Below are 18737 nucleotides of genomic sequence, written 5' to 3'. Positions count from 1 at the left end.
GGGGCTATGGATTAATTCCGGCAAATCAGCACATGCTTGGCGACGCACACACTCCCCCCGCACAACGGAAAGGTTGTGACATGCGTCTCGAACATGGCGCACTGCGGCGGCTTTTGATCGGTGGGTTCGCCGCCGGATCAATGGCCGCCGCGACGCTTACCGGCGGCATTTCCCAGGCCTCCGCCGCCACCTCTGCCGCCTCCTCACCCGCAGCGGCACCGGCGAATCCCGGTGCCACGATCACGGTGTCCGCGCCGGTGAGCGCCGACGTTCAAAAGGCGATCAATACCAAGCACATTTCGCGGGACGCCGCGATGAAGGCGTACTGGACGCCGGCGCGGATGCGGGCGGCGATCCCGCTCGACGACGCCGCCAAGGGCGCGGCCGCGCCTCGTGCGCGCACGAACGCCCTGACCGGCGCGCTGCACAAGGTCGCGCCCTCCGCCGGTACGGCCAAGCCGCGCAAGGCCGCGACCAGGCAGCGGACCGGTACCGCCAGCACCGCCGCGGCCGTCACCGCAAGCCCCACCGTGGGCAAGGTGTTCTTCCGCGACGCCACCGACGGCCTCAACTACGTCTGCTCGGCGGGCACGGTCAACAGCAACTCCAAGCGCCTGATCAGCACCGCAGGGCACTGCGTGCACCACGGGTCGGGCGGCACCTGGCACCAGAATTGGACGTTCGTCCCCTACTACGACCACGGCAACCGGCCCTACGGAACGTGGAGCGCCTACCGCCTGGTCACGTTCAACGGCTGGGCCAACAGCAGCGACCTCAACTATGACGTCGGCTTCGTGAAGGCCAACGACCTCAGCGGCGTCCACATCGTCAACCGTGTGGGCGGGAACGGCATCCAGACCGGCCAGTCCACGTCCCGCGCGATGACCATCATCGGCTACCCGGCCGAGGCGCCCTACCCGGGCGACTGGCAGTACTACTGCCAGGGAACGACCTACGCCTCGGGCAGCCGCATCGCCATGGCCTGCCCCCTCACGCGAGGCGTGAGCGGCGGCCCGTGGCTCTTCGGATACAGCAATTCGACCCTGCTCGGCTACATCAACGGCACCTCCAGTACGACCAACAACGGCCGGACCACGCTCTGGAGCCCGTACTTCAGTAACGACGTATGGAACCTCTACAACTACGCCGACGGCGTGTAAATACCAATACTCCTGGAAAACCGCGGGACCCATGGCGCCTTCCGGCCATGGGTCCCGCTTGCGTTCGTCCAGAAAATGCGGAGCGGCCCCGCCTCGCCGTTGAGGTGGAGCCGCTGGTCTCGGAACGCCGGATACTAATTCAGATCGCTTCGGATCGGCAATTGCTCGTTGGCCTATGACACTTTCGGCTATTGCCCGTTCGGCTATTGCTCTTTCGGCTACTGCCCTTTTGGCTATAGCCCTTCTGGCCATTGCTCGTTCGGGCTACTTTCCGGCGGGCGTTGAGATCAGCTTGTGGAGCGTCCGGGTGTCGACCTTGCCGGTGGCGGGCAGGCCGTGCGCGTCCTGGAATCGGAGCATCTTGTTCTTCGTGCGGTCGCCGTGGTAGCCGGTGATGGGCAGGTCATCGTTGTAGCGCCACTTGTTGAGCAGGACCTGGACGGCCTTCACGCAGTCGTTGCGGTTGCCGTAGTCCATGGGCTTGGGGAACTTCTCCACGAGCGCGAGCCAGGTGTGGGCGCCGACGTTGCCGTCCGGCACGTCGCTCATCTCGGCGTGCGCCTGGAAGTTCTTCACCTGGGCGTAGGTGGCGGGGCCGAAGTGCGACGGAGTCTTGACCTTGAAGGTCTCGCAGTTGAGGAACCATTGCAGCGCCCGCACGTTCTCGCTCGTCTGGCCCTGCTTCAGCACGGGCCAGGACCCGTAGGCCGGGTCGGCGGGGACGGTGTCGGCGGACGCGGGCGAGGAGCTCAGCATCGCTCCGCCCGCCACGATCCCCGCTGTGGCCAGACCGGCGATCGCGATCCTCTTGAGGTTCATCGTGCTCCTTCAGGTCTCGGGTCTCTGTCCTTGCTCCGTGCTGTTACGTACGGATTAGAGGCCCGTTGACCTGCGGTTGTTCGCGATCGAGAGCCGGTTGGCCACGTTGCGCCACCACCCCGCGGGGGTCGAACCTGACCCCGCGGGCGGCCGTCCAACACCGGTTCGGCAGTCGGACGGCCGCCCTCATTAGAGCGCCCTCATCAGAGCGCCGTCGTCAGAGCGCCGTCACCACGGCACCCGCGGCACCGTCCCGTCAGCGCGGGTCGGCGGTTCTGTAGAGGCCGAACGTGCTGATGTACGGGGTGGCGCGGGTCTGCGTGACCGTGACGCGGAGCTTGTCGGCGGTGACCGGCGCGGGCAGGGCGAGGATGCGGCTGTGGCCGATGGTCGTGCCCTGCGTGATCTGCTTCCAGGACGTGCCGTCCCAGGCCTCGATCGTGAAGCCCTCGACGTGCTGGCCTCGGCTGATGTCCTCGCCGAGGCGGATGCGGTCGAACGTACGTGCCTTGCTCAGCTCGTACACCCCGCCCGGCTTCTGGCGCGCGCCGGCGGCCAGGTCGCGGCGGTAGGTCTCCCGGATGGCCGTGCCGAACGAGGTCAGGCTCGCCACGTCCTCGTCGGCGACCCGGCCGTCGGTCGCGGGCGGAACGTTCAGCAGCAGGGAGGCGTTCCGGCCGACGGACTGGTCGTACAGGCTGACCAGCTGAGCAGGGGTCTTGGGCTTCTCGTCGGGGTGGAAGAACCAGCCGGGGCGCTGCGACACGTCCGCCTCGCCCGGGAACCACTGCAGGTACTTGGCGGCCGGGGCGGTGATCTTGGCTCGCGAGCCGATGTCGTCCACGGACGCGCCCTCGGGCAGCAGCCACTCGTTGTGGTAGCTGTTCGGGTCGGCGGTCGCGGGCGTGACGCTCCACTCGGTCGGGCGGGCGACGCCGCGCTCGTTGCCGATCCAGCGGATGCCCTGCGGGCCGCCGAAGACGACCGTGTTCGGGGACAGCTTGTGGATCAGGTCGAACCAGGCGGTGAAGTCGTACTTCTCGGTGATTCCCTCTCCCGACCAGGGGTTGGCGCCGTCCAGCCAGAGCTCGTCGATCGGCCCGTATTGGGTGAAGAGCTCGTAGATCTGGTTGAGGTAGTAGGCGTTGTAGTCGTCGGTCTTCACCTTGAAGGACGGAAGCTTGCCCTTGGCCACGGCCCGCGCACGGTCGTCGTTCTTCACCAGCGTCGGGATCGTACGGTCGACGATGGCGCTGCCGCTCCCGTAGCGGCCCATGCCGCCCGGGTCACGGTCGCGGTCGTCGTAGGTGGCCTGTTCCTCGATGCTGAGGGGCTTGCCCGCGTCGTGCTTGGCCACGACCTTCTTCACCCAGTCGCGATGCCAGGCGTGCGGCAGTTCGGAGCCGTCGGCGGGTGAAATGTAGACGCCGACCCTGAGGCCCGCCTTGCGAGCGGCACGCACGTAGTCGCCCAGGATGTCGCCCGCCTGGTTCTCGCACCCTGCGGCACGGGACTGCCAATAGGCCGAGGCGTCCGTTCCCCTGGAGGAGGCTGCCTTGGAACGGGCGGCCTTGACCTTGGCCGCCTGCTGCGGACTGCACTGCTGCGTACGGACCCACCAGGGGCTGGCGATGACCGAGTGGTTGCTGTAGCGGGTCGGGTAGAGGACGAAGCCGTCGTGGTGCTTGACCGTGAACATCGCCTGCTTGGCACCGGCGGCCTTATAGGCGCGCATCCACTGGTCCACGTCGAGGCTCTTGGGGGCGAACGTGGCCTCGTCCTCGGCGCCCGAGCCCCATTCCCGGTTGGTGAAGGTGTTCATGCCGAAGTGGGTGAACGTGGTGAGTTCCTTGCGCTGCCAGTCGAGCTGGCCCTTGCGCGGAACGATGTGGGCGGCCTTCTCGACGATCCGTTCAGGGGTGTCGCACGCCTCGATCTTCATCACCGAGGCGGGCTTGATGGGGTCGGTACAGCCGACAGCCTCCGCATGAGCGGGTGCGGCGGCGTGAGCGGGTGCGTAGGCGTGGGCGGGTACGGCCGCGAGGGCGGGGGTTGCGAACGCGAAGGCAGGGGTTGCGAGGGCGATTGAGAGCAGGCTCGCGCCCAGGTAGGGATGACGCATGGGCTCCTCTTCTGACTACGGGGGGCTAGAGGATGACGACTTGGAGGGTTCGGGGTCCGTGTACGCCCTCGACGCGGTTCAGCTCGATGTCGCTGGTCGCCGACGGGCCGCTGATCCAGGTGAGCGGACGGGTGGGATCGAGGCGTTCGAGCGCCTCGGGAACGGTACGGACGATCTGGTCGGCGCGGACCACGCAGACGTGATGGTCGGGAACGAGGGTCAGGGCACGCCTGCCTTGGTCAGGAGAGCCGTCCAGGACGATCGTCCCGGTCTCGGCGATGGCGACGGCGCACCCGGTGACGACGGCGTCCAGCCCGTCCAGCTCCAGAGCGGACAGGCCGGTGTCCCGCACGGCACCGTCGCCCGGCAGCCACGAGTCTGGAACGCCGGGAGGGGCTCCGATGCGGCCGCCCGGCACTACCTCCGCCACGGCGACGTCCCGGTGGACGACGGCCTTGTAGTCGACCAGGCGGTCGACGAGTAGCTCGATGATGTCGGGCCCGGTGCGCGAGCGTTCATACCGGCGCGGGATGGCAACGTCCTCGTCGGCAGGGACATCGGCCAGCGCGGCGCGCACCTTGCCCAGAATCAGGTCGCGCGAGCTCATCGGTTGGTGCCCTCCCTGCGCTCCCACCACTGGCGGAACGATTCGCGGGGCGGCGCCGGGACGTCCCGGGTGTCGGTCCAGGCCGACAAGGGGCCCGGCAGGCGACGCGGAGTCAACCGCCGGAAACGACCGGCCGTCCTCTGCGTGGCAGACAGCAACGCAGGCGACGACAGCACCCGCCGCGCGGCGGCCATGACGGCACGCTCCCCACGATGGTGGCCGGACGAGGCGACCTTGGCCCGCAGGTCCAGCAGCACCTCGGGAATGTTGATTTCGACCGGGCAGACGTCGTAGCAGGCGCCGCACAGCGTGGAGGCGTACGGCAGGGACTCCTCCAACTCCGAGGAGAACCCCCTCAACTGCGGCGTGAGGATCGCCCCGATGGGCCCCGGGTAGACGGACCCATAGGCATGCCCTCCGGCCCGTTCATACACAGGGCAGACGTTCAGGCATGCCGAGCAGCGGATGCACCGCAACGCCTGTCGTCCCACCTGGTCGGCAAGGACGTCGGTACGCCCGTTGTCCAGCAGCACCAGGTGGAAGTCCTGTCCTTCCACTCCACCCGTCCACATCGAGGTGTACGGGTTCATCCGCTCCCCTGTGGACGACCTCGGCAGGAGCTGCATGAAGACTTCAAGGTCCTGCCAGGTCGGCACGAGCTTTTCGATGCCCACCACCGAAATGAGGGTCTCGGGCAGGGTCAGGCACATCCGCCCGTTGCCCTCCGACTCCAGAACGACAAGAGTCCCGGTCTCGGCGACCGCGAAGTTGGCCCCGGAGATGCCGACCTTGGCCGACAGGAACCGTTCCCTCAAATGCAGGCGAGCCGCCTCCGCCAGCGCGGGCGGGTCATCGGCGAGGTCATCGGGAGCGGGTCGGCCCCACTCCGACATCGCGCGCCGGAAGATCTCCCGGATCTCGGACCGGTTCCGGTGGATGGCCGGGACGAGGATGTGGGACGGCCGGTCGTCGCCCAGCTGCACGATGAGTTCGGCGAGGTCGGTCTCGTAGGCCGTGATCCCGGCCTTGGCCAGCGCCTCGTTGAGCTCGATCTCCTGGGTGGCCATCGACTTGACCTTGACGACCTCGGTCTGGCCGGTCGCCTTCACCAGCGATGTCACGATCCGGTTGGCCTCGGCCGCGTCCTTCGCCCAGTGCACGTGCCCACCGGCGAGCGTGACGGCCGCCTCCAGCTGCTCCAGGTAGACGTCCAGGTGCCGCAGCACGCGATCCTTGATGGCCGCTCCCGCCGAACGGAGCTCCATCCAGTCCGGCTGCTCCCCCACCACCAGAGCCCGCTTGCCCCGGATCGTGTGGGTGGCCTTATGCAGGTTGTGCCGCAGCTGCGCGTCCCCAACAGCCTTTTCCGAAGCAATGGGGAAGGCGGGCATCCCGACAAACGTGCCGCTCATGAGGGGTTCTCCTCGGTCGAGGCGAGGATCTGCGCCAGGTGCATGGTTCGTACACCGGCCCGCTGCCGCCGCATCGTGCCGCCTATGTGCATCAGGCAGGAGTTGTCGGCCGCGCAGAGCACCTCGGCCCCGGTGTCCAGGACGTTGCGCACCTTGTCGGTGCACATGGCCGCCGACACGGCCGGGTTCTTCACCGAGAACGTGCCGCCGAAGCCGCAGCACTCCTCCGCACCGCCCAAGGGCAGCAGCTTCAGCCCGCGTACCTCCGACAGAAGCCGTTCAGGCCGTGACCCCACCCGCAATGAACGCAGCGAATGGCAGGTCGGGTGATAGGTGACCGTGTGCGGGAAGTAGGCCCCAACGTCCACCACGCCCAGCACATCGACCAGGAATTCAGACAGCTCGTACACCCCGCCAGGAGGTTCGACGCCCAGCGTGGGGTACCACTCGCGGACCATGGCGGCGCACGACCCTGAAGGCACGACCACTGCCTCGTAGCCCGAAAACACCTCACCGAAGCGCTGAGCCATGGGCCGGGCGTCGTCCCTGTAGCCGGTGTTGAAGTGCATCTGCCCGCAGCAGGTCTGAGCGGACGGGAAGTCCACCGTGCAGCCCAGGCGTTCCAGCAGGCGCACCGTGGCCCGGCCCGTGCCCGGGAAGAGCGTGTCGTTCACGCAGGTGACGAACAATGCGACGCGCACGGCAACCGACCCTCCTATCCACCGATTCCATAGACGCGGCAGGCCGTACCCCCGAAGACCTCGCTCCGCTCATCGTTGCTGAGCCCGTCCACCGCCGCAGCGGCCAGATCGACGACGGTCCCGTAAGGCGCGGCCAGCGTGCAGACCGGCCAGTCCGAGCCGAACATCACCCGCTCCGGCCTGAACGCCTCCAGCACATGCGCCGCGTAGGGCAGGATGTCGGCCGGCTTCCAGTCGGCCGCGGCCTCGGTGACCAGGCCGGACACCTTCACGGCCACGTTCGGCAGCGCGGCCAGCGACGCGATCCATGACGCCCACGGTTCCCACACGCCGCCCGCGATGTCCGGCTTGCCCGCATGGTCGAGCACGAACGACACCTCCGGCAGCGCCCGCACCGTCTCCAGCGCCGCGTCCGCCTGCGGGGGCTTGACCAGCAGGTCGTACACCAGCCCGGCCTCCCCCACGGCCCGCAGCCCGCGCCGCACGTCCTCGCGGCACAGCCACCCCGGGTCCGGCTCGTCCTGCACCTGGTGCCGGATGCCCACCAGCGGCCCGGACAGGCCCGCGATCACGTCCGCGACGTCGGCGGCGGTGAGGTCGATCCAGCCGACCACGCCCTCGATCGGCCGCGCGTCGGCGATGGCCAGCAGTTCGCGGGTCTCCTCCGCGCTGTGCAGCGCCTGTACGACGATGGAACCCTCGACGCCGAACGGCTCGGCGGCCTCGGCGTACCGCGTCACGTCGAACCTGCCGCGCAGCGGGTCGGCCCAGGGGCCGTCCATCCACGCGTAGTCGCGGACGGCGGTGTCCCACAGGTGCTGGTGCGCGTCGATCATCCCAGGTCCCCCCACAGCGCCTCGGGAATGTCCCATTCGAAGAGCCGGGCGTTGTCGTCCGCCTCGGCAGGCGTACGACAGCCTGTCAGGACGCTCACCACCGCAGGGTGCCGGAACGGAAAGCGCATCGCCGCCGCGCGCAGGGGAACGCCATGCCGCGCGCACACCTGCTCCAGCCGTTCCACGCGTTCCAGCATCTCCGCAGGGGCGGGCGCGTAGTTGTAGGTGGTTCCCCCTGCCAGGAGCCCGGAGTTGAAGACTCCCCCGATCACCACCTTGGTCCCACGTTCCACGCACGCTGGCAGGAGCTCGGCCTCGGCGGTGCGGTCGAGCAGCGTGTAACGGCCGGCGCAGAGGACGAGGTCAAGGTCCAGCCTCCGTACGAAGCGGGCCAGCATCTCGGCCTGGTTCATGCCCGCACCGATGGCCGCGATCACCCCCTCGTCCCTGAGTCGTGCCAAGGCCGGGTAAGCCTCGGTGTAGACCTGCTCCTCGTGGTCATCCGGGTCATGCAGGTAGACCGCGTCGACCCGGTCGAGCCCCAACCGTTCAAGGGAGGACTCCAGCGAACGCCGGATTCCGTCGCCGCTGAAGTCCCACTCCCTCTTGAGGGCAGGTTCCCCTGGGAAGCCCTCGTCGTCCGGCGCCTCGCCATCACGCCGGGGCCGCAGCAGCCGCCCGACCTTCGTCGAGATGGTGAACGACTCGCGCGGCACGTCCTTGAGCGCCTCGCCGATGACCCGTTCGGCGGTGCCCGCCCCGTAGTGCGGCGCGGTGTCGAGGTAGGTCATGCCGACCTCCAGGGCCCGCCGCACGACGTCCACGCCCCCGTCCACGCCGCCGTCCACCGGCGCGTACAGCCCGCCGATGGGCGCGCTGCCGAACGACAGGGCGCTCAGCCCGAGTGCCATCTGAAGACCACCCCTCTCCAAGACCCGCCCCGATGGGCTACTCCTGCGCCTGGCCCGCCTGCGCCTGGCCCGCCTGCGCCTGGCCCGGCTACTCCTGTGCCCGGCCGGGCTACTCCTGCGCCTGGCCGGAGGTGACGCGCGAGACGACCAGCGCGAACAGGATGATCGCACCGTAGATGGCCTGCTTCCAGAACGAGGCGACCTGCGCGAGCGTGAGCAGATTGTCGACCACGCCGAGCAGCAGCACGCCGGTGATGGCGCCGGTCATCGTGCCCTTGCCGCCGTTCATGGAGATCCCGCCGATGACGGCCGCGGCCATCACGGTGAAGATCATGTTCTGGCCCTGGTTGGCGTTGATGGCGCCGACGTACCCGGTGAGGCAGAGGCCCGCCGCGGCGGCCAGCACGCCGCTGATCACATACACCGCCCAGGTGACCCGCTCCACCCGGATGCCCGCGGCCCGCGCCGCCTCCGGGTTGCCGCCGATCGCGTACAGCGCGCGCCCGAGCCGGTGGTAGCGCAGCGCGAACCCGGCCACCGCGAAGCACACGGCAGCCAGCCACACCGACATCGGCAGCTTCAGGAACGTCGTCGTCGCGATGGAGAAGAACGCCTCGGGCATGTCGAACAGCGTCTTGCCCTCGGTCGCGCCGGTGAGCAGGCCGCGCAGCACGATCAGCATGGCCAGCGACACGATGAAGGCGTTCAGGCGCAGCTTCACCGACAGGAAGCCGTTGAACGCGCCGATCGCGCCGCCCACCACGAAGATGGCCAGGATCCCCAGCCAGGTGGGCCATTCGGTGCCGAAGCCCGCCGACGCCGCCGGGATGACCAGCAGCGCGCCGAGCCCGGGTGCGATCCCGACCGTCGACTCCAGCGACAGGTCGATCTTGCCGGTGATCAGGATCAGCGACTCGGCGAGCACGACCAGCGCCAGCGCCGCCGAGGCGCCCAGGATGCTGATGATGTTGCGTTCGGTGAGGAAGCTGTCGTTCACGATCGCGCCGAGGACGACCAGCGCGATCAGCGCGGGCACCAGCGCGAACTCGCGCATCCGGCCGAGCGCGGACAGGGCCCCGGCCGCCGGAGCGGCCTTGGTCCGGGGTTCTGCCACCGTTTGCGTCATGAGGAGACCCCCTCGATCGATGCGACCAGGTCGTGGTCGTTCCAGCCGGCGGCATGCTCGGCGGTGATCCGGCCGTGGAAGAAGACCAGCACCCGGTCGCAGGGCCGCAGGTCGTCCAGCTCGTCGGAGATGATGATCACGGAGGTGCCGCCCTGACGGATCTCGTCGACGACGGCCAGCAGCGCCTCCTTGGACTTCACGTCCACCCCGGCGGTCGGGTTGATCAGGACCAGCAGCCGGGGCTCGACGGCGAGCGCGCGGGCCATGACGACCTTCTGCTGGTTGCCGCCCGACAGGCCGTTCACCGGCTGCTCGGGGCCCTGGGTCTTGATGTCCAGGCCCTTGATCGACGTGCGCGCGGCCTCGCGCAGCCGCCGCGGGCTGATGATGCCGAACGGGCCGAGCCGGTCGGCGATCGTCATGGTGGCGTTCTCGCCGACCGACAGGCCCGCGACCAGGCCCTGGCCGTGCCGGTCGCGCGGCACGAACCCGATCCCGGCCGACATCGCCTTGCGCACGTCGCCGAACGGCACGGGCCTGCCGTCGAGCGTGGCCGTTCCGCCGCCGGGCCTGCGCAGCCCGACCAGCGCCTCGGCCAGCTCGATCTTGCCGCTGGCCGACGATCCGGCCAGGCCCACGACCTCGCCGCGCCGCACGTCCAGCGACACGTCCTCATACGCGCCGTCGGACAAACCCGTGACCGCCAGGCGCACGTCGGCGGTGACGGGCTCGCGGTGCCCGGTCGTACGTCCCAGGTCGGCCGCCTCACCGGTCATCGCCTCGACCAGCGCGCCGCGCGGCAGGTCGGCGACCGGCTCGGTGGCGATCCAGCGGGCGTCACGGAAGACCGTGACGGTCTGGCACACCTCGTACACCTCCTGGAGGTGGTGCGAGATGAACAGGAACGTCACGCCCGAGTCCTGCAGCGAACGCATCCTCGTGAACAGCCGCTCGATCTCGGCGTTGTCCAGCTGCGCGGTCGGCTCGTCCAGGATGATGAACCGCGCGCCGAACGACAGCGCCCGCGCGATCTCCACGAACTGCCGGTCCTGAACGTTCAGCTCGCCCGCCGCGACCGATGGGTCGACCTGAACGTCCCAGGTGGACAGCAGTTCGGCGGCCTCGCGGCGCATCCGCTTCCAGCCGATCACGCCACGGGTGGCGGGCTGCCGGTTGATGAACAGGTTCTCCGCGACGGTCAGCTCGGGGATGATCGTCGACTTCTGGTAAACGCAGGCGACCTTGGCACGCCAGCCGTCCCGGTCACCGGCCTTCGGGGCGGGTTCGCCGTCGAACCACACCTCGCCGGTGTCGGGCGGGAAGATCCCGGTGAGCACGTTGACCAGCGTCGACTTGCCCGCCCCGTTCCGCCCGACGAGCGCGTGGGACTCGCCGGGCAGAACGGTGAGGCGCGCGTCCGCGAGCGCGACGGTCGACCCGAACCGCTTGCTGACGCCCGTCGCCTCAACGAGGGGAACCGCCTCGGCCAGGGGAACTGGTGCCATCACTTGCCTACCGTGTTGCCCCACAGGGACTTGTCGTCGACGTTGTCCTTGGTGACGAGCGGCGCCGGGAGCTGGTCCTCCAGGATGCCGCTGGGCAGCTTGACGATCACGCTGCCGTGGTCGGTCGGGCCGGGCTGGAACGTCTTACCTTCCATGGCGGCCTTGATGTAGTACATGCCCCACTTGGCGTAGGCGTCGGCGGGCTGCGACACGGTCGCGTCGATCTGCCCCTCGCGGATCGCCGCGTACTCCTGCGGGATGCCGTCGTTGGACACGATCTGGATGTGCTTGGGGTCGCCCGCCTTCACGAGCATGTTCTTGCTCTTCAGGGCCTGCAGGGTCGGGGCCAGGTAGACGCCGCCCGCCTGCATGTAGATGCCCTTGACGTCGGGGTTGGCGTTCAGGAGGCTGTCCAGCCCGGACGCGGCCTTCTCCGCCTTCCATTCGGCGGGGATCTCCAGCACCTTGATGCCGGGGTAGCCCTTCTTCATGCAGTCGCGGAACGCCTGGGAGCGGTCGCGGCCGTTGACCGAGGCCAGGTCGCCCTGGATCTGCACGACCTTGCCCGACTTGATCTTGTCGCCGAGGTACTTGCAGGCCTTCTCGCCGTACGCGACGTTGTCGGCCCGTACGACCATCGCGACCTTGCCCTTGTCGGGCGCGACGTCGACCGCGACGACCGGGACGCCCTTGCGGTCGGCCTGGTTCAGGCCGGCGACGATGGCGGCGCTGTCGAGCGGGGCGATGACCAGGCCGCGCACGTTCTGGTTCAGCAGGTTGTTGATGTCGGTGATCTGCTGCGTCGGGTCGGAGTTGGAGTTGACCGTCGGCAGCGTGTCGACGCCGAGTTGCTTGGCCATCTGCGGCACGTAGTTGTTGTAGGACTGCCAGAACGGCGAGGTCAGCAGCGGCAGTCCGACGCCGACCTTGCCGCTCTTGTTGCCGCCGGAGCCGCCGGAGTTGCCCCCGGAGTCGGAGGTGCTGCCGCAGCCCGCGATGAGGACCGCCGACAGCGCCGCCGCGGCCCCGGCCAGGATCTTGGTGTGGATCATCGTTGGTTCCTCCTCGGAACGCATGGATCGAACGTGATCAGGGGGTGGTCAGCTGCGGGGCCGCAGCCTGAGTCCTTGCATGCCGCCGTCCACCGCGAGGTCGATGCCGGTGGTGGCGGAGGCGAGCGGGCCGGCGAGGTAGGCGATCGCCGCGGCGACCTCCTCCGGGGAGACCAGCCGGCCGCTCGGCTGGCGGGCCTCCAGGGCGGCGCGTTCGGCCTCGGGGTCGGCGGCCTTGGCCAGCAGGCGGCCGATCCACGGGGTGTCGGCCGTGCCGGGGTTCACGCAGTTGACCCGGATGCCCTCGCGCAGGTGGTCGGCGGCCATGGCGAGCGTCAGCGACAGGACCGCGCCCTTGGTCGCCGAGTAGAGCGCGCGGTCGGGAAGGCCGGCGGTCGCGGCGATCGAGCACGTGTTGACGATCGCGGCGTGGCTCGACTCGCGCAGGTACGGGAGGGCGGCGCGGCTGACGCGGACCATGCCGACGACGTTGATGTCGTAGACGCGGTGCCATTCGACGTCGTCGTTGTCCTCGACGGTGCCCTGCGCGCCGATGCCGGCGTTGTTGACGACGACGTCCAGGCCGCCGAGGTGCTGGGCCGCCTCGTTCACCGCGGTGCGCACGGCGGCGTCGTCGGTGACGTCGGCCTTGACGGTGTGGAACGGGTCGGGCGCCGCGTTCAGGTCCAGGCAGGCCACCGCCGCGCCGCGTTCGGCCAGCAACCGCGCCGCGGCCAGGCCGATCCCGGACGCACCGCCGGTGACCAGAGCTTTAATACCGTCGAACTCCATGCCGCGATCCATCAGTGGTTCCTCCAGATCTCGCCGTCGGGGTGGGCATAGGCCGCCAGGCTCGTGGCCTTCATCTGGGTGGACATCCCGGGCGCGCCGGGCGCCACGTAATGGCCCTGAACGATGCGGACCGGGTCCTCGAAGTGCTCGTGCAGGTGGTCGACGTACTCGATCACCCGGTCCTCGGTGCTGCCGCTCACCGCGACGAAGTCGAACATCGACAGGTGCTGGACCGCCTCGCACAGCCCGACGCCGCCCGCGTGCGGGCAGACCGGCACGCCGTACGCCGCCGCCAGCAGCAGGATCGCCACGTTCTCGGTCACGCCCGCGACCCGGCACGCGTCGATCTGCAGCACGTCGATCGCGCCGGCCTGGAGCATCTGCTTGACCAGCACCCGGTTGGCGATGTGCTCGCCGGTGGCGACCTTGACCGGCGCCACGCCGCGCCGGATGGCGGCGTGGCCGAGGACGTCGTCGGGGCTGGTCGGCTCCTCGATCCAGTACGGCGCGAACGGCTCCAGGGCGCGCATCCACTCGATCGCCGGCGCGACGTCCCAGCGCTGGTTGGCGTCGACGGCGATCCGTACACCGGGGCCGACCGCGTCGCGCGCCAGCCGCAGCCGCCGCACGTCGTCGTCCAGGTCGGCGCCGACCTTGAGCTTGATCTGGGTGAAGCCGTCGGCGACCGCCTCGCGGCTGAGCCGCACCAGCTTGTCGTCGGTGTAGCCGAGCCAGCCGGGCGTGGTGGTGTACGCGGGGTAGCCGCGGGCCAGCAGGGTCTCGGTCCGTGCGGCACGGCCAGGGGCCGCGTCGCGCAGGAGCTCCAGCGCGCGTTCCGGGGTGAGGGCGTCGGTGAGGTAGCGCCAGTCGGCCAGGTCGACGATCTGCTCGGGCGCCATCTCCGCCAGCAGCCGCCACACCGGCAGGCCCGCGGCCTTCCCGGCCAGGTCGAACGCCGCGTTGATGATCGCGGCGGCGGCCATGTGGACGGCGCCCTTCTCGGGGCCGAGCCAGCGCAGCTGCGAGTCGTGCAGCAGGCGCCGGGAGAAGCCGCCGAGGTCGCCCGGGTCCAGCTCGGCGCCCTCGACCAGCGGCGCGTAGGCGTTGATGGCGGCGACGCAGACCTCGTTGCCGCGGCCGATGGTGAAGCAGAAGCCATGCCCCTCCAGGGGGCGGCCGTCACGACTCTCGTCGGTCCGCAGCACCACGTAGGCGGCCGAGTAGTCGGGGTCGGGGTTCATGGCGTCCGAGCCGTCCAGCTCGCGCGAGGTCGGGAACCGGACGTCGTGCGCCTCCAACGAGACGATCTTCATGCGTAAGAACCCCCAAGTGATCGGACCACCTAGGAAGACATCAGACCACTTGCCCCATATGTCCTGGCAATACCCCGTAACAAAGTCGTTACTTGCGTGGATTGGTCAGACCACTCGGAAGGATGTCAGGATGAGCCTCGACGAAAAGGAGACATCGGGGTGACCGAGGACAACGCGATCCGGACGACCGTCACCGACCGGGCGATAGAACAGATCAAGGCCAAGCTGGCCTCCGGCGAGCTGGTCCCCGGTCAGCGCCTGCCGACCGAACGGGACCTGGCCGCCGAGCTCGGCCTGTCCCGCAGCTCCATGCGCGAGGCGATCCGCGCACTCACCGTGCTCGGCGTCCTGGAGGCCCGGCACGGCGCGGGCGTGTACGTGACGCAGCTGGAGCCGAGCGACCTGCTCGAGACGTTCGGCGCGGTCGCCGAGATCTCGCGCGGCGAGACGCTCCTGCACCTCGTTCAGGTCCGCAAGATCCTGGAGCCCGCCGCCGCGGCCACCGCCGCCGCGCGCATCACCGACGAAGGCCTGGCGCTGCTGCGCGCCGAGATGCGCGCGATGGAACGCGGCACGACCTCGGAGGAGATCGTCGGGCACGACCTGGAGTTCCACCGGATCATCACCGGGGCGGCCGGCAACCCCGTGCTCGCCGCGATCCTCGGCGGCCTGAACAGCCGCACGTTCCGCGCCCGCGTCTGGCGCGGCTACCAGGAGGACGACGTCTTCACCCGCACGTTCGACGAGCACGAGGAGATCTACCGCGCGCTGGTCGACCGCGACCCCGAGGGCGCCCGCATCGCCGCCGCCATCCACATCGGCGCGGTGGAACACTGGGCCCGCCACCAGGCCGCCCAACCGGCGGACCCCCAGGCCCCCGACGCTCCCGCACGGACCGGCGCTCCCGGACAGGAGGAGGACTGATGCGCGTAGCGCTGCACACCCGGCTGAAGGAGGGCACCGAGGAGGCCTACGAGCAGGCCCATCGGGAGGTCCCCACCGAGCTGGTCGAGGCCATCCGCGCCGCCGGCGCCAAGGACTGGACGATCTGGCGCAGCGGCCTGGACCTCTTCCACGTCATCGACTGCGACGACTACGGCGACCTGCTCTTCGCCCTGGAGAAGCTGCCGGTGAACGTCACCTGGCAGGCCCGCATGGCGGGCTATCTGGACGTCGTCCACGACTACTCGTCCGAGGGCGCCGCCGCCGGACTTCCGGTGGTTTGGCAACTACCGTGACCGACACCTCACGCCCACCGTGTGGCACCTTTCGTCACGCGAGGTAACCTGCCTCTTGAAGATCACCTAAGGAGGCCGGGGAGGGCACGTTCGCTATGGGGCGAGCAGCGGAGCGCCTGAGGCGCACGTGGCAGGTTCTCATGGACGGGGCACCGGTGGAGGTGCCCGAAGACGAACCCGGCGAGGTGGTCGATCCCCGAGCCATAGATCTCGTCCTCCGCGTAGGCGAGCTCCTCCTGGCCAGCGGCGAATCCACCGAACGCGTCAACGAGGCCATGCTGAGCCTCGCCGTCGCCTACGAGCTCCCGCGCTGCGAGGTCGAGGTGACCTTCACCAGCCTCCTGGTCTCGGCTCACCCGGGCAACGGCGCGCTCCCGGTCACCGCGTCCCGCGCCATCCGCCGCCGGTCCCCCGCGTTCTGGCGGCTGCACGCCCTGCACTCGCTCGTCCAGCAGGCCTCCATCGGCATGCTGGACCTGGACGAGGCCCACAAGCAGCTCAGGGAGATCAAGACCGGCCGCGGCCCGTACCCGGCCTGGCTGCTGGTGGTCAGCTTCGCGCTGATCGCGTCCTCCGCCTCGGTCCTCACCGGCGGTGGCCCGCTCGTCGCCGCGACCGCGTTCTTCGCGACGCTCCTCGGCGACCGTACGGCCGCCTACCTGGCCCGCCGGGGCGTGGCCGAGTTCTTCCAGATCTTCGCGGCCGCCGCCATCGCCGCCACGGCCGCCGCCATCGTGATCGCCATGGGCAACCCCAACCGCGCCTCCACCATCGTCACCGGGGCGATCCTCGCCCTCCTGCCAGGCCGCCCGCTCGTGGCCAGCATCCAAGACGGCATCACCGGCGACCTGGTCAGCGCCGGCGCCCGCCTCCTCGAGGTCTTCTTCATGATCACGGCCCTGGTCGCGGGCCTCGGCGTCGTCGTCTACACCGCCGTCCAGCTCAAGGTCCCGGTCGACGTCAGCCACCTGCCCAACAGCCCCGCCGAGCTCCTGCCCATCCCGGTCCTGGCCGCCGCCGCCGTCTCGGTGACCTTCGCCGTCTCCCTCGCCTGCCCCCGCAACGTCCTGCCCATCGCCGCCATCGGAGGCGCGGTCAGCTGGATCATCTACGTGATCCTCCTGGCCAACGACACCTTCCCCCTCCTGGCCTCGGCGATCGCCGCCCTAGCCGTAGGAACCCTCGGCGACTGGTACGCCCGCCGCCGCCACTCCCCCTCCCTCCCCTACGTCGTCCCCGCGATCTGCCCCCTCCTCCCTGGAACGCTCCTTTACCGGGGCATGGTCGAGCTCAACACCCACTCCCCCGAGGCCGGCATGCTCAGCCTCGTAGGCGCCCTCTCCGTAGCCCTCGCCCTAGGCGCCGGCGTCAACATGGGCGGCGAACTCGTCCGCGCCTTCCAGCGCGTAGGCCTGGGCATCTCCTCCCGCCGCTCCCGCCCCGCCGCCCGCCGAACCCGCGGCTTCTAGCAGGTCACCCCACAACCGCCCAGACCGCCCTCCCGCCGCCCGCGACGGGCTTCCGGCCCCGCTCCTTGGCGCACGCGGGCTCCCCACCGGGCGTTCCGGTGTTCCATCTCGTCCGCACGGCCTACGACACCACAGGAGACCGGCCTGGAGGTCGAGCCCGAGCGGCTGACCGGCGTCTACAAGAACATGGCGCGAGGCATCGTCGCCCTGGCCGTCCGTGAGCACGATGGGCGAGTGGTCCTTTAGCGGACAAGGTCAGGGCTGAAGGTCGGTCACTCCCTTGCCGGTGGGGATGTCCAGCGGGACCGAGACCTGGTCATGGGTGATCGTCCAGGCGCCGCCGATCTTGCGAAGGCCGTAAGTGATGCGGACCCACATGCCGCCGACCGGGGTGCCGTTCTCGAGGGTGCCGCTGAGGCGGGCGAAGGCGTGGCCGAACGCCACGTCGCCGCCGATGGTGAGGGTCAGGTCGCGGACCTCGTAGTCGACGGTCTCAAAGAACGCGAAGACGTTCGCCCAGTTCTTGAGCTTCGCCTCGATGCCCACGTGCTGGAGGGGCGGCTCGACGTCGAAGGACACGACGTCGGGTGCGTAGAGCGCTCTGAGGCTTTCGAGGTCCTTGGCTCGGAGGCCTTCGATGATCTTCTGGATGTGGCTGCGGATTTCCGAGTCGTTGTCCATACGGGAACGATATGTCGTGGGAGTTATCCTGTCTAAGATCAGAATTGCTATTGAGTTATGTGGACGGAGCCATGGTGGAGCTGAATTCGCTTCGGCAGTTCTTGGTGGTGGCTCGGCTGGAGCACTTGAGCCGGGCCGCCGATGAGCTGCGGGTGGCTCAGCCTTCGCTGAGCCGGACGATCGCCCGGCTGGAGGGCGAGCTGGGGGTGCCGCTGTTCGATCGGGGCGGGCGGCTGCGGTTGAACGCCGCGGGAGCGCTTTTTCGTGAGCACGTCGAACGCTCGCTGGGTGAGCTCGACGCGGGGCGTCGGGCGCTTGTCGAGGCGTCGGGGGTCGGCTCTGTCAGGTTGGCGGCCGAGACCTTTCTGGCGCTGACGGAGGTGCTGGCCGAGTACAAGCGAGCCCATCCGTCTGTGGAGGTGGAGCTTCAGCAGATGTCGGCGGAGGAGATGGCGCGGAAGTTGAGGGCGCAGGACATCGATCTGTGCGTGGCTTCGCAGCCGATTCCCACGGAGGGGCTGGAGTCGGCTCAGTTGCTGGATGAGGCGGTGGGGGTGATCACACCGCTGGATCATCCGCTGGCCGGAAGGGCGCTGGTGAGCGTCGAGGATCTGGCCGATCAGCCGTTCGTCACCGCGCGGAAGGGGCATTGGCAGCGGCGGTTGCTTGATCGGCTCTTCGCCGAGAAGGGGCTGACGCCAAGGATCGTGTGCGAAGGGGACGAGGCGGTCGCCATCCAGGAGCTGATCCGGGCCGGGCTCGGAATCGGGTTCAACCCCGCGTTCGCCCGGCACGCGCTGGCGAGTTATCCGGTCACCTGGATCGACGTCGACCACCCGGGCTGCCGCCGCACGCTCACGTTGCACTGGGGGGCTGAGAGTCACCTTTCGCCCGCGGCACGGCTGATGCGGACCGCCATCACGGGCTGGGGATGGGACACCGCCTCCCCATCAAGCGATTGACGGAGCAACCATTGGGCTTCTAACGTGGGAA

Annotated in this window: 18 protein-coding genes and 1 pseudogene; 6 read left to right on the top strand and 13 right to left on the bottom strand. The window is 69.4% G+C overall.

What is annotated here, in order from left to right; all coding sequences use genetic code 11:
* Positions 1-80: 80 nt before the first annotated feature.
* Positions 81-1160, top strand: a complete 1080-nt coding sequence (locus tag J4573_RS54460; RefSeq protein ID WP_243773901.1) for a trypsin-like serine peptidase — start codon at positions 81-83, stop codon at positions 1158-1160.
* Between the two features lie 264 nt (positions 1161-1424).
* Here J4573_RS54460 and J4573_RS32575 read toward each other — a convergent pair whose 3' ends face one another.
* The 12 genes from J4573_RS32575 to J4573_RS32520 all read right to left on the bottom strand — a co-directional run bounded on the left by J4573_RS32575 (position 1425) and on the right by J4573_RS32520 (position 14356).
* Entirely contained in the window at positions 1425-1979 is a 555-nt protein-coding gene (locus J4573_RS32575) for a peptidoglycan-binding domain-containing protein (RefSeq protein WP_208259758.1), read from the bottom strand.
* Between the two features lie 256 nt (positions 1980-2235).
* Positions 2236-4101, bottom strand: a complete 1866-nt coding sequence (locus J4573_RS32570; RefSeq protein WP_208259757.1) for an alpha-L-fucosidase — start codon at positions 4099-4101, stop codon at positions 2236-2238.
* A 25-nt stretch (positions 4102-4126) separates the two neighbouring features.
* Positions 4127-4708, bottom strand: a complete 582-nt coding sequence (locus tag J4573_RS32565) for a LutC/YkgG family protein (protein WP_208259756.1) — start codon at positions 4706-4708, stop codon at positions 4127-4129.
* Positions 4705-6120, bottom strand: coding sequence for a LutB/LldF family L-lactate oxidation iron-sulfur protein (locus J4573_RS32560; protein WP_208259755.1), 1416 nt, complete (start codon positions 6118-6120; stop codon positions 4705-4707). Before J4573_RS32560 ends, J4573_RS32565 begins: the two co-directional genes overlap by 4 nt.
* Positions 6117-6821, bottom strand: coding sequence for a (Fe-S)-binding protein (locus tag J4573_RS32555; protein WP_208259754.1), 705 nt, complete (start codon positions 6819-6821; stop codon positions 6117-6119). Before J4573_RS32555 ends, J4573_RS32560 begins: the two co-directional genes overlap by 4 nt.
* Positions 6822-6835: 14 nt before the next feature.
* Positions 6836-7657, bottom strand: coding sequence for an amidohydrolase family protein (locus J4573_RS32550; RefSeq protein WP_208259753.1), 822 nt, complete (start codon positions 7655-7657; stop codon positions 6836-6838).
* Positions 7654-8568, bottom strand: a complete 915-nt coding sequence (locus J4573_RS32545) for an aldo/keto reductase (RefSeq protein WP_208259752.1) — start codon at positions 8566-8568, stop codon at positions 7654-7656. The genes J4573_RS32550 and J4573_RS32545 overlap by 4 nt, the downstream gene beginning before the upstream one ends.
* Positions 8569-8677: 109 nt before the next feature.
* A complete protein-coding gene (locus J4573_RS32540) occupies positions 8678-9694 on the bottom strand; it encodes an ABC transporter permease (protein ID WP_208259751.1) in 1017 nt (338 codons plus the stop codon).
* On the bottom strand, positions 9691-11199 hold the full coding sequence (locus J4573_RS32535; protein WP_208259750.1) for a sugar ABC transporter ATP-binding protein: 1509 nt from the start codon (positions 11197-11199) through the stop codon (positions 9691-9693). Before J4573_RS32535 ends, J4573_RS32540 begins: the two co-directional genes overlap by 4 nt.
* Positions 11199-12251, bottom strand: coding sequence for a sugar ABC transporter substrate-binding protein (locus J4573_RS32530; RefSeq protein ID WP_208259749.1), 1053 nt, complete (start codon positions 12249-12251; stop codon positions 11199-11201). The genes J4573_RS32535 and J4573_RS32530 overlap by 1 nt, the downstream gene beginning before the upstream one ends.
* A 48-nt stretch (positions 12252-12299) precedes the next feature.
* On the bottom strand, positions 12300-13055 hold the full coding sequence (locus J4573_RS32525) for an SDR family NAD(P)-dependent oxidoreductase (RefSeq protein ID WP_243773900.1): 756 nt from the start codon (positions 13053-13055) through the stop codon (positions 12300-12302).
* Positions 13055-14356, bottom strand: a complete 1302-nt coding sequence (locus J4573_RS32520) for an enolase C-terminal domain-like protein (RefSeq protein ID WP_208259748.1) — start codon at positions 14354-14356, stop codon at positions 13055-13057. Before J4573_RS32520 ends, J4573_RS32525 begins: the two co-directional genes overlap by 1 nt.
* A 159-nt stretch (positions 14357-14515) precedes the next feature.
* Between J4573_RS32520 and J4573_RS32515 the strand changes: the two genes are divergently transcribed.
* From J4573_RS32515 to J4573_RS54455, 4 genes and pseudogenes are all read left to right on the top strand, one after another.
* Positions 14516-15280: a FadR/GntR family transcriptional regulator gene (locus J4573_RS32515; RefSeq protein ID WP_208259747.1), complete on the top strand. Its 765-nt coding sequence runs from the start codon at positions 14516-14518 to the stop codon at positions 15278-15280.
* On the top strand, positions 15280-15594 hold the full coding sequence (locus J4573_RS32510; RefSeq protein WP_208259746.1) for an L-rhamnose mutarotase: 315 nt from the start codon (positions 15280-15282) through the stop codon (positions 15592-15594). The genes J4573_RS32515 and J4573_RS32510 overlap by 1 nt, the downstream gene beginning before the upstream one ends.
* A 140-nt stretch (positions 15595-15734) precedes the next feature.
* Positions 15735-17063 (top strand): threonine/serine exporter family protein, encoded by a 1329-nt coding sequence (locus tag J4573_RS32505; protein ID WP_243773899.1) that lies wholly within the window; start codon positions 15735-15737, stop codon positions 17061-17063.
* Positions 17064-17195: 132 nt separating this feature from the next.
* Positions 17196-17282, top strand: a pseudogene (locus tag J4573_RS54455) (NUDIX hydrolase); the annotation flags it as partial.
* A 36-nt stretch (positions 17283-17318) separates the two neighbouring features.
* Here the strand turns inward: J4573_RS54455 and J4573_RS32500 are convergent.
* Positions 17319-17744: a YybH family protein gene (locus tag J4573_RS32500; RefSeq protein WP_208259744.1), complete on the bottom strand. Its 426-nt coding sequence runs from the start codon at positions 17742-17744 to the stop codon at positions 17319-17321.
* Positions 17745-17815: 71 nt separating this feature from the next.
* Here J4573_RS32500 and J4573_RS32495 point away from each other — a divergent pair, with 71 nt between their 5' ends.
* On the top strand, positions 17816-18706 hold the full coding sequence (locus tag J4573_RS32495) for a LysR family transcriptional regulator (RefSeq protein WP_243773898.1): 891 nt from the start codon (positions 17816-17818) through the stop codon (positions 18704-18706).
* Positions 18707-18737: the final 31 nt, after the last annotated feature.

The sequence above is a fragment of the Actinomadura barringtoniae genome, assembly GCF_017573505.1.
GTDB lineage: Bacteria > Actinomycetota > Actinomycetes > Streptosporangiales > Streptosporangiaceae > Spirillospora > Spirillospora barringtoniae.
This window is presented reverse-complemented; position numbering and strand designations above follow the sequence as displayed.

Excerpts from the sequence above, each read along its gene's own strand:
- J4573_RS32500 (WP_208259744.1), bottom strand. The coding sequence starts at position 17,744 with ATGGACAACGACTCGGAAATCCGCAGCCACATCCAGAAGATCATCGAA.
- J4573_RS32570 (WP_208259757.1), bottom strand. The coding sequence starts at position 4,101 with ATGCGTCATCCCTACCTGGGCGCGAGCCTGCTCTCAATCGCCCTCGCA.
- J4573_RS32550 (WP_208259753.1), bottom strand. The coding sequence starts at position 7,657 with ATGATCGACGCGCACCAGCACCTGTGGGACACCGCCGTCCGCGACTAC.
- J4573_RS32520 (WP_208259748.1), bottom strand. The coding sequence starts at position 14,356 with ATGAAGATCGTCTCGTTGGAGGCGCACGACGTCCGGTTCCCGACCTCG.
- J4573_RS32510 (WP_208259746.1), top strand. The coding sequence starts at position 15,280 with ATGCGCGTAGCGCTGCACACCCGGCTGAAGGAGGGCACCGAGGAGGCC.
- J4573_RS32545 (WP_208259752.1), bottom strand. The coding sequence starts at position 8,568 with ATGGCACTCGGGCTGAGCGCCCTGTCGTTCGGCAGCGCGCCCATCGGC.
- J4573_RS32535 (WP_208259750.1), bottom strand. The coding sequence starts at position 11,199 with ATGGCACCAGTTCCCCTGGCCGAGGCGGTTCCCCTCGTTGAGGCGACG.
- J4573_RS32575 (WP_208259758.1), bottom strand. The coding sequence starts at position 1,979 with ATGAACCTCAAGAGGATCGCGATCGCCGGTCTGGCCACAGCGGGGATC.
- J4573_RS32525 (WP_243773900.1), bottom strand. The coding sequence starts at position 13,055 with ATGGATCGCGGCATGGAGTTCGACGGTATTAAAGCTCTGGTCACCGGC.
- J4573_RS54460 (WP_243773901.1), top strand. The coding sequence starts at position 81 with ATGCGTCTCGAACATGGCGCACTGCGGCGGCTTTTGATCGGTGGGTTC.
- J4573_RS32540 (WP_208259751.1), bottom strand. The coding sequence starts at position 9,694 with ATGACGCAAACGGTGGCAGAACCCCGGACCAAGGCCGCTCCGGCGGCC.
- J4573_RS32560 (WP_208259755.1), bottom strand. The coding sequence starts at position 6,120 with ATGAGCGGCACGTTTGTCGGGATGCCCGCCTTCCCCATTGCTTCGGAA.
- J4573_RS32530 (WP_208259749.1), bottom strand. The coding sequence starts at position 12,251 with ATGATCCACACCAAGATCCTGGCCGGGGCCGCGGCGGCGCTGTCGGCG.
- J4573_RS32565 (WP_208259756.1), bottom strand. The coding sequence starts at position 4,708 with ATGAGCTCGCGCGACCTGATTCTGGGCAAGGTGCGCGCCGCGCTGGCC.
- J4573_RS32495 (WP_243773898.1), top strand. The coding sequence starts at position 17,816 with ATGGTGGAGCTGAATTCGCTTCGGCAGTTCTTGGTGGTGGCTCGGCTG.
- J4573_RS32505 (WP_243773899.1), top strand. The coding sequence starts at position 15,735 with ATGGACGGGGCACCGGTGGAGGTGCCCGAAGACGAACCCGGCGAGGTG.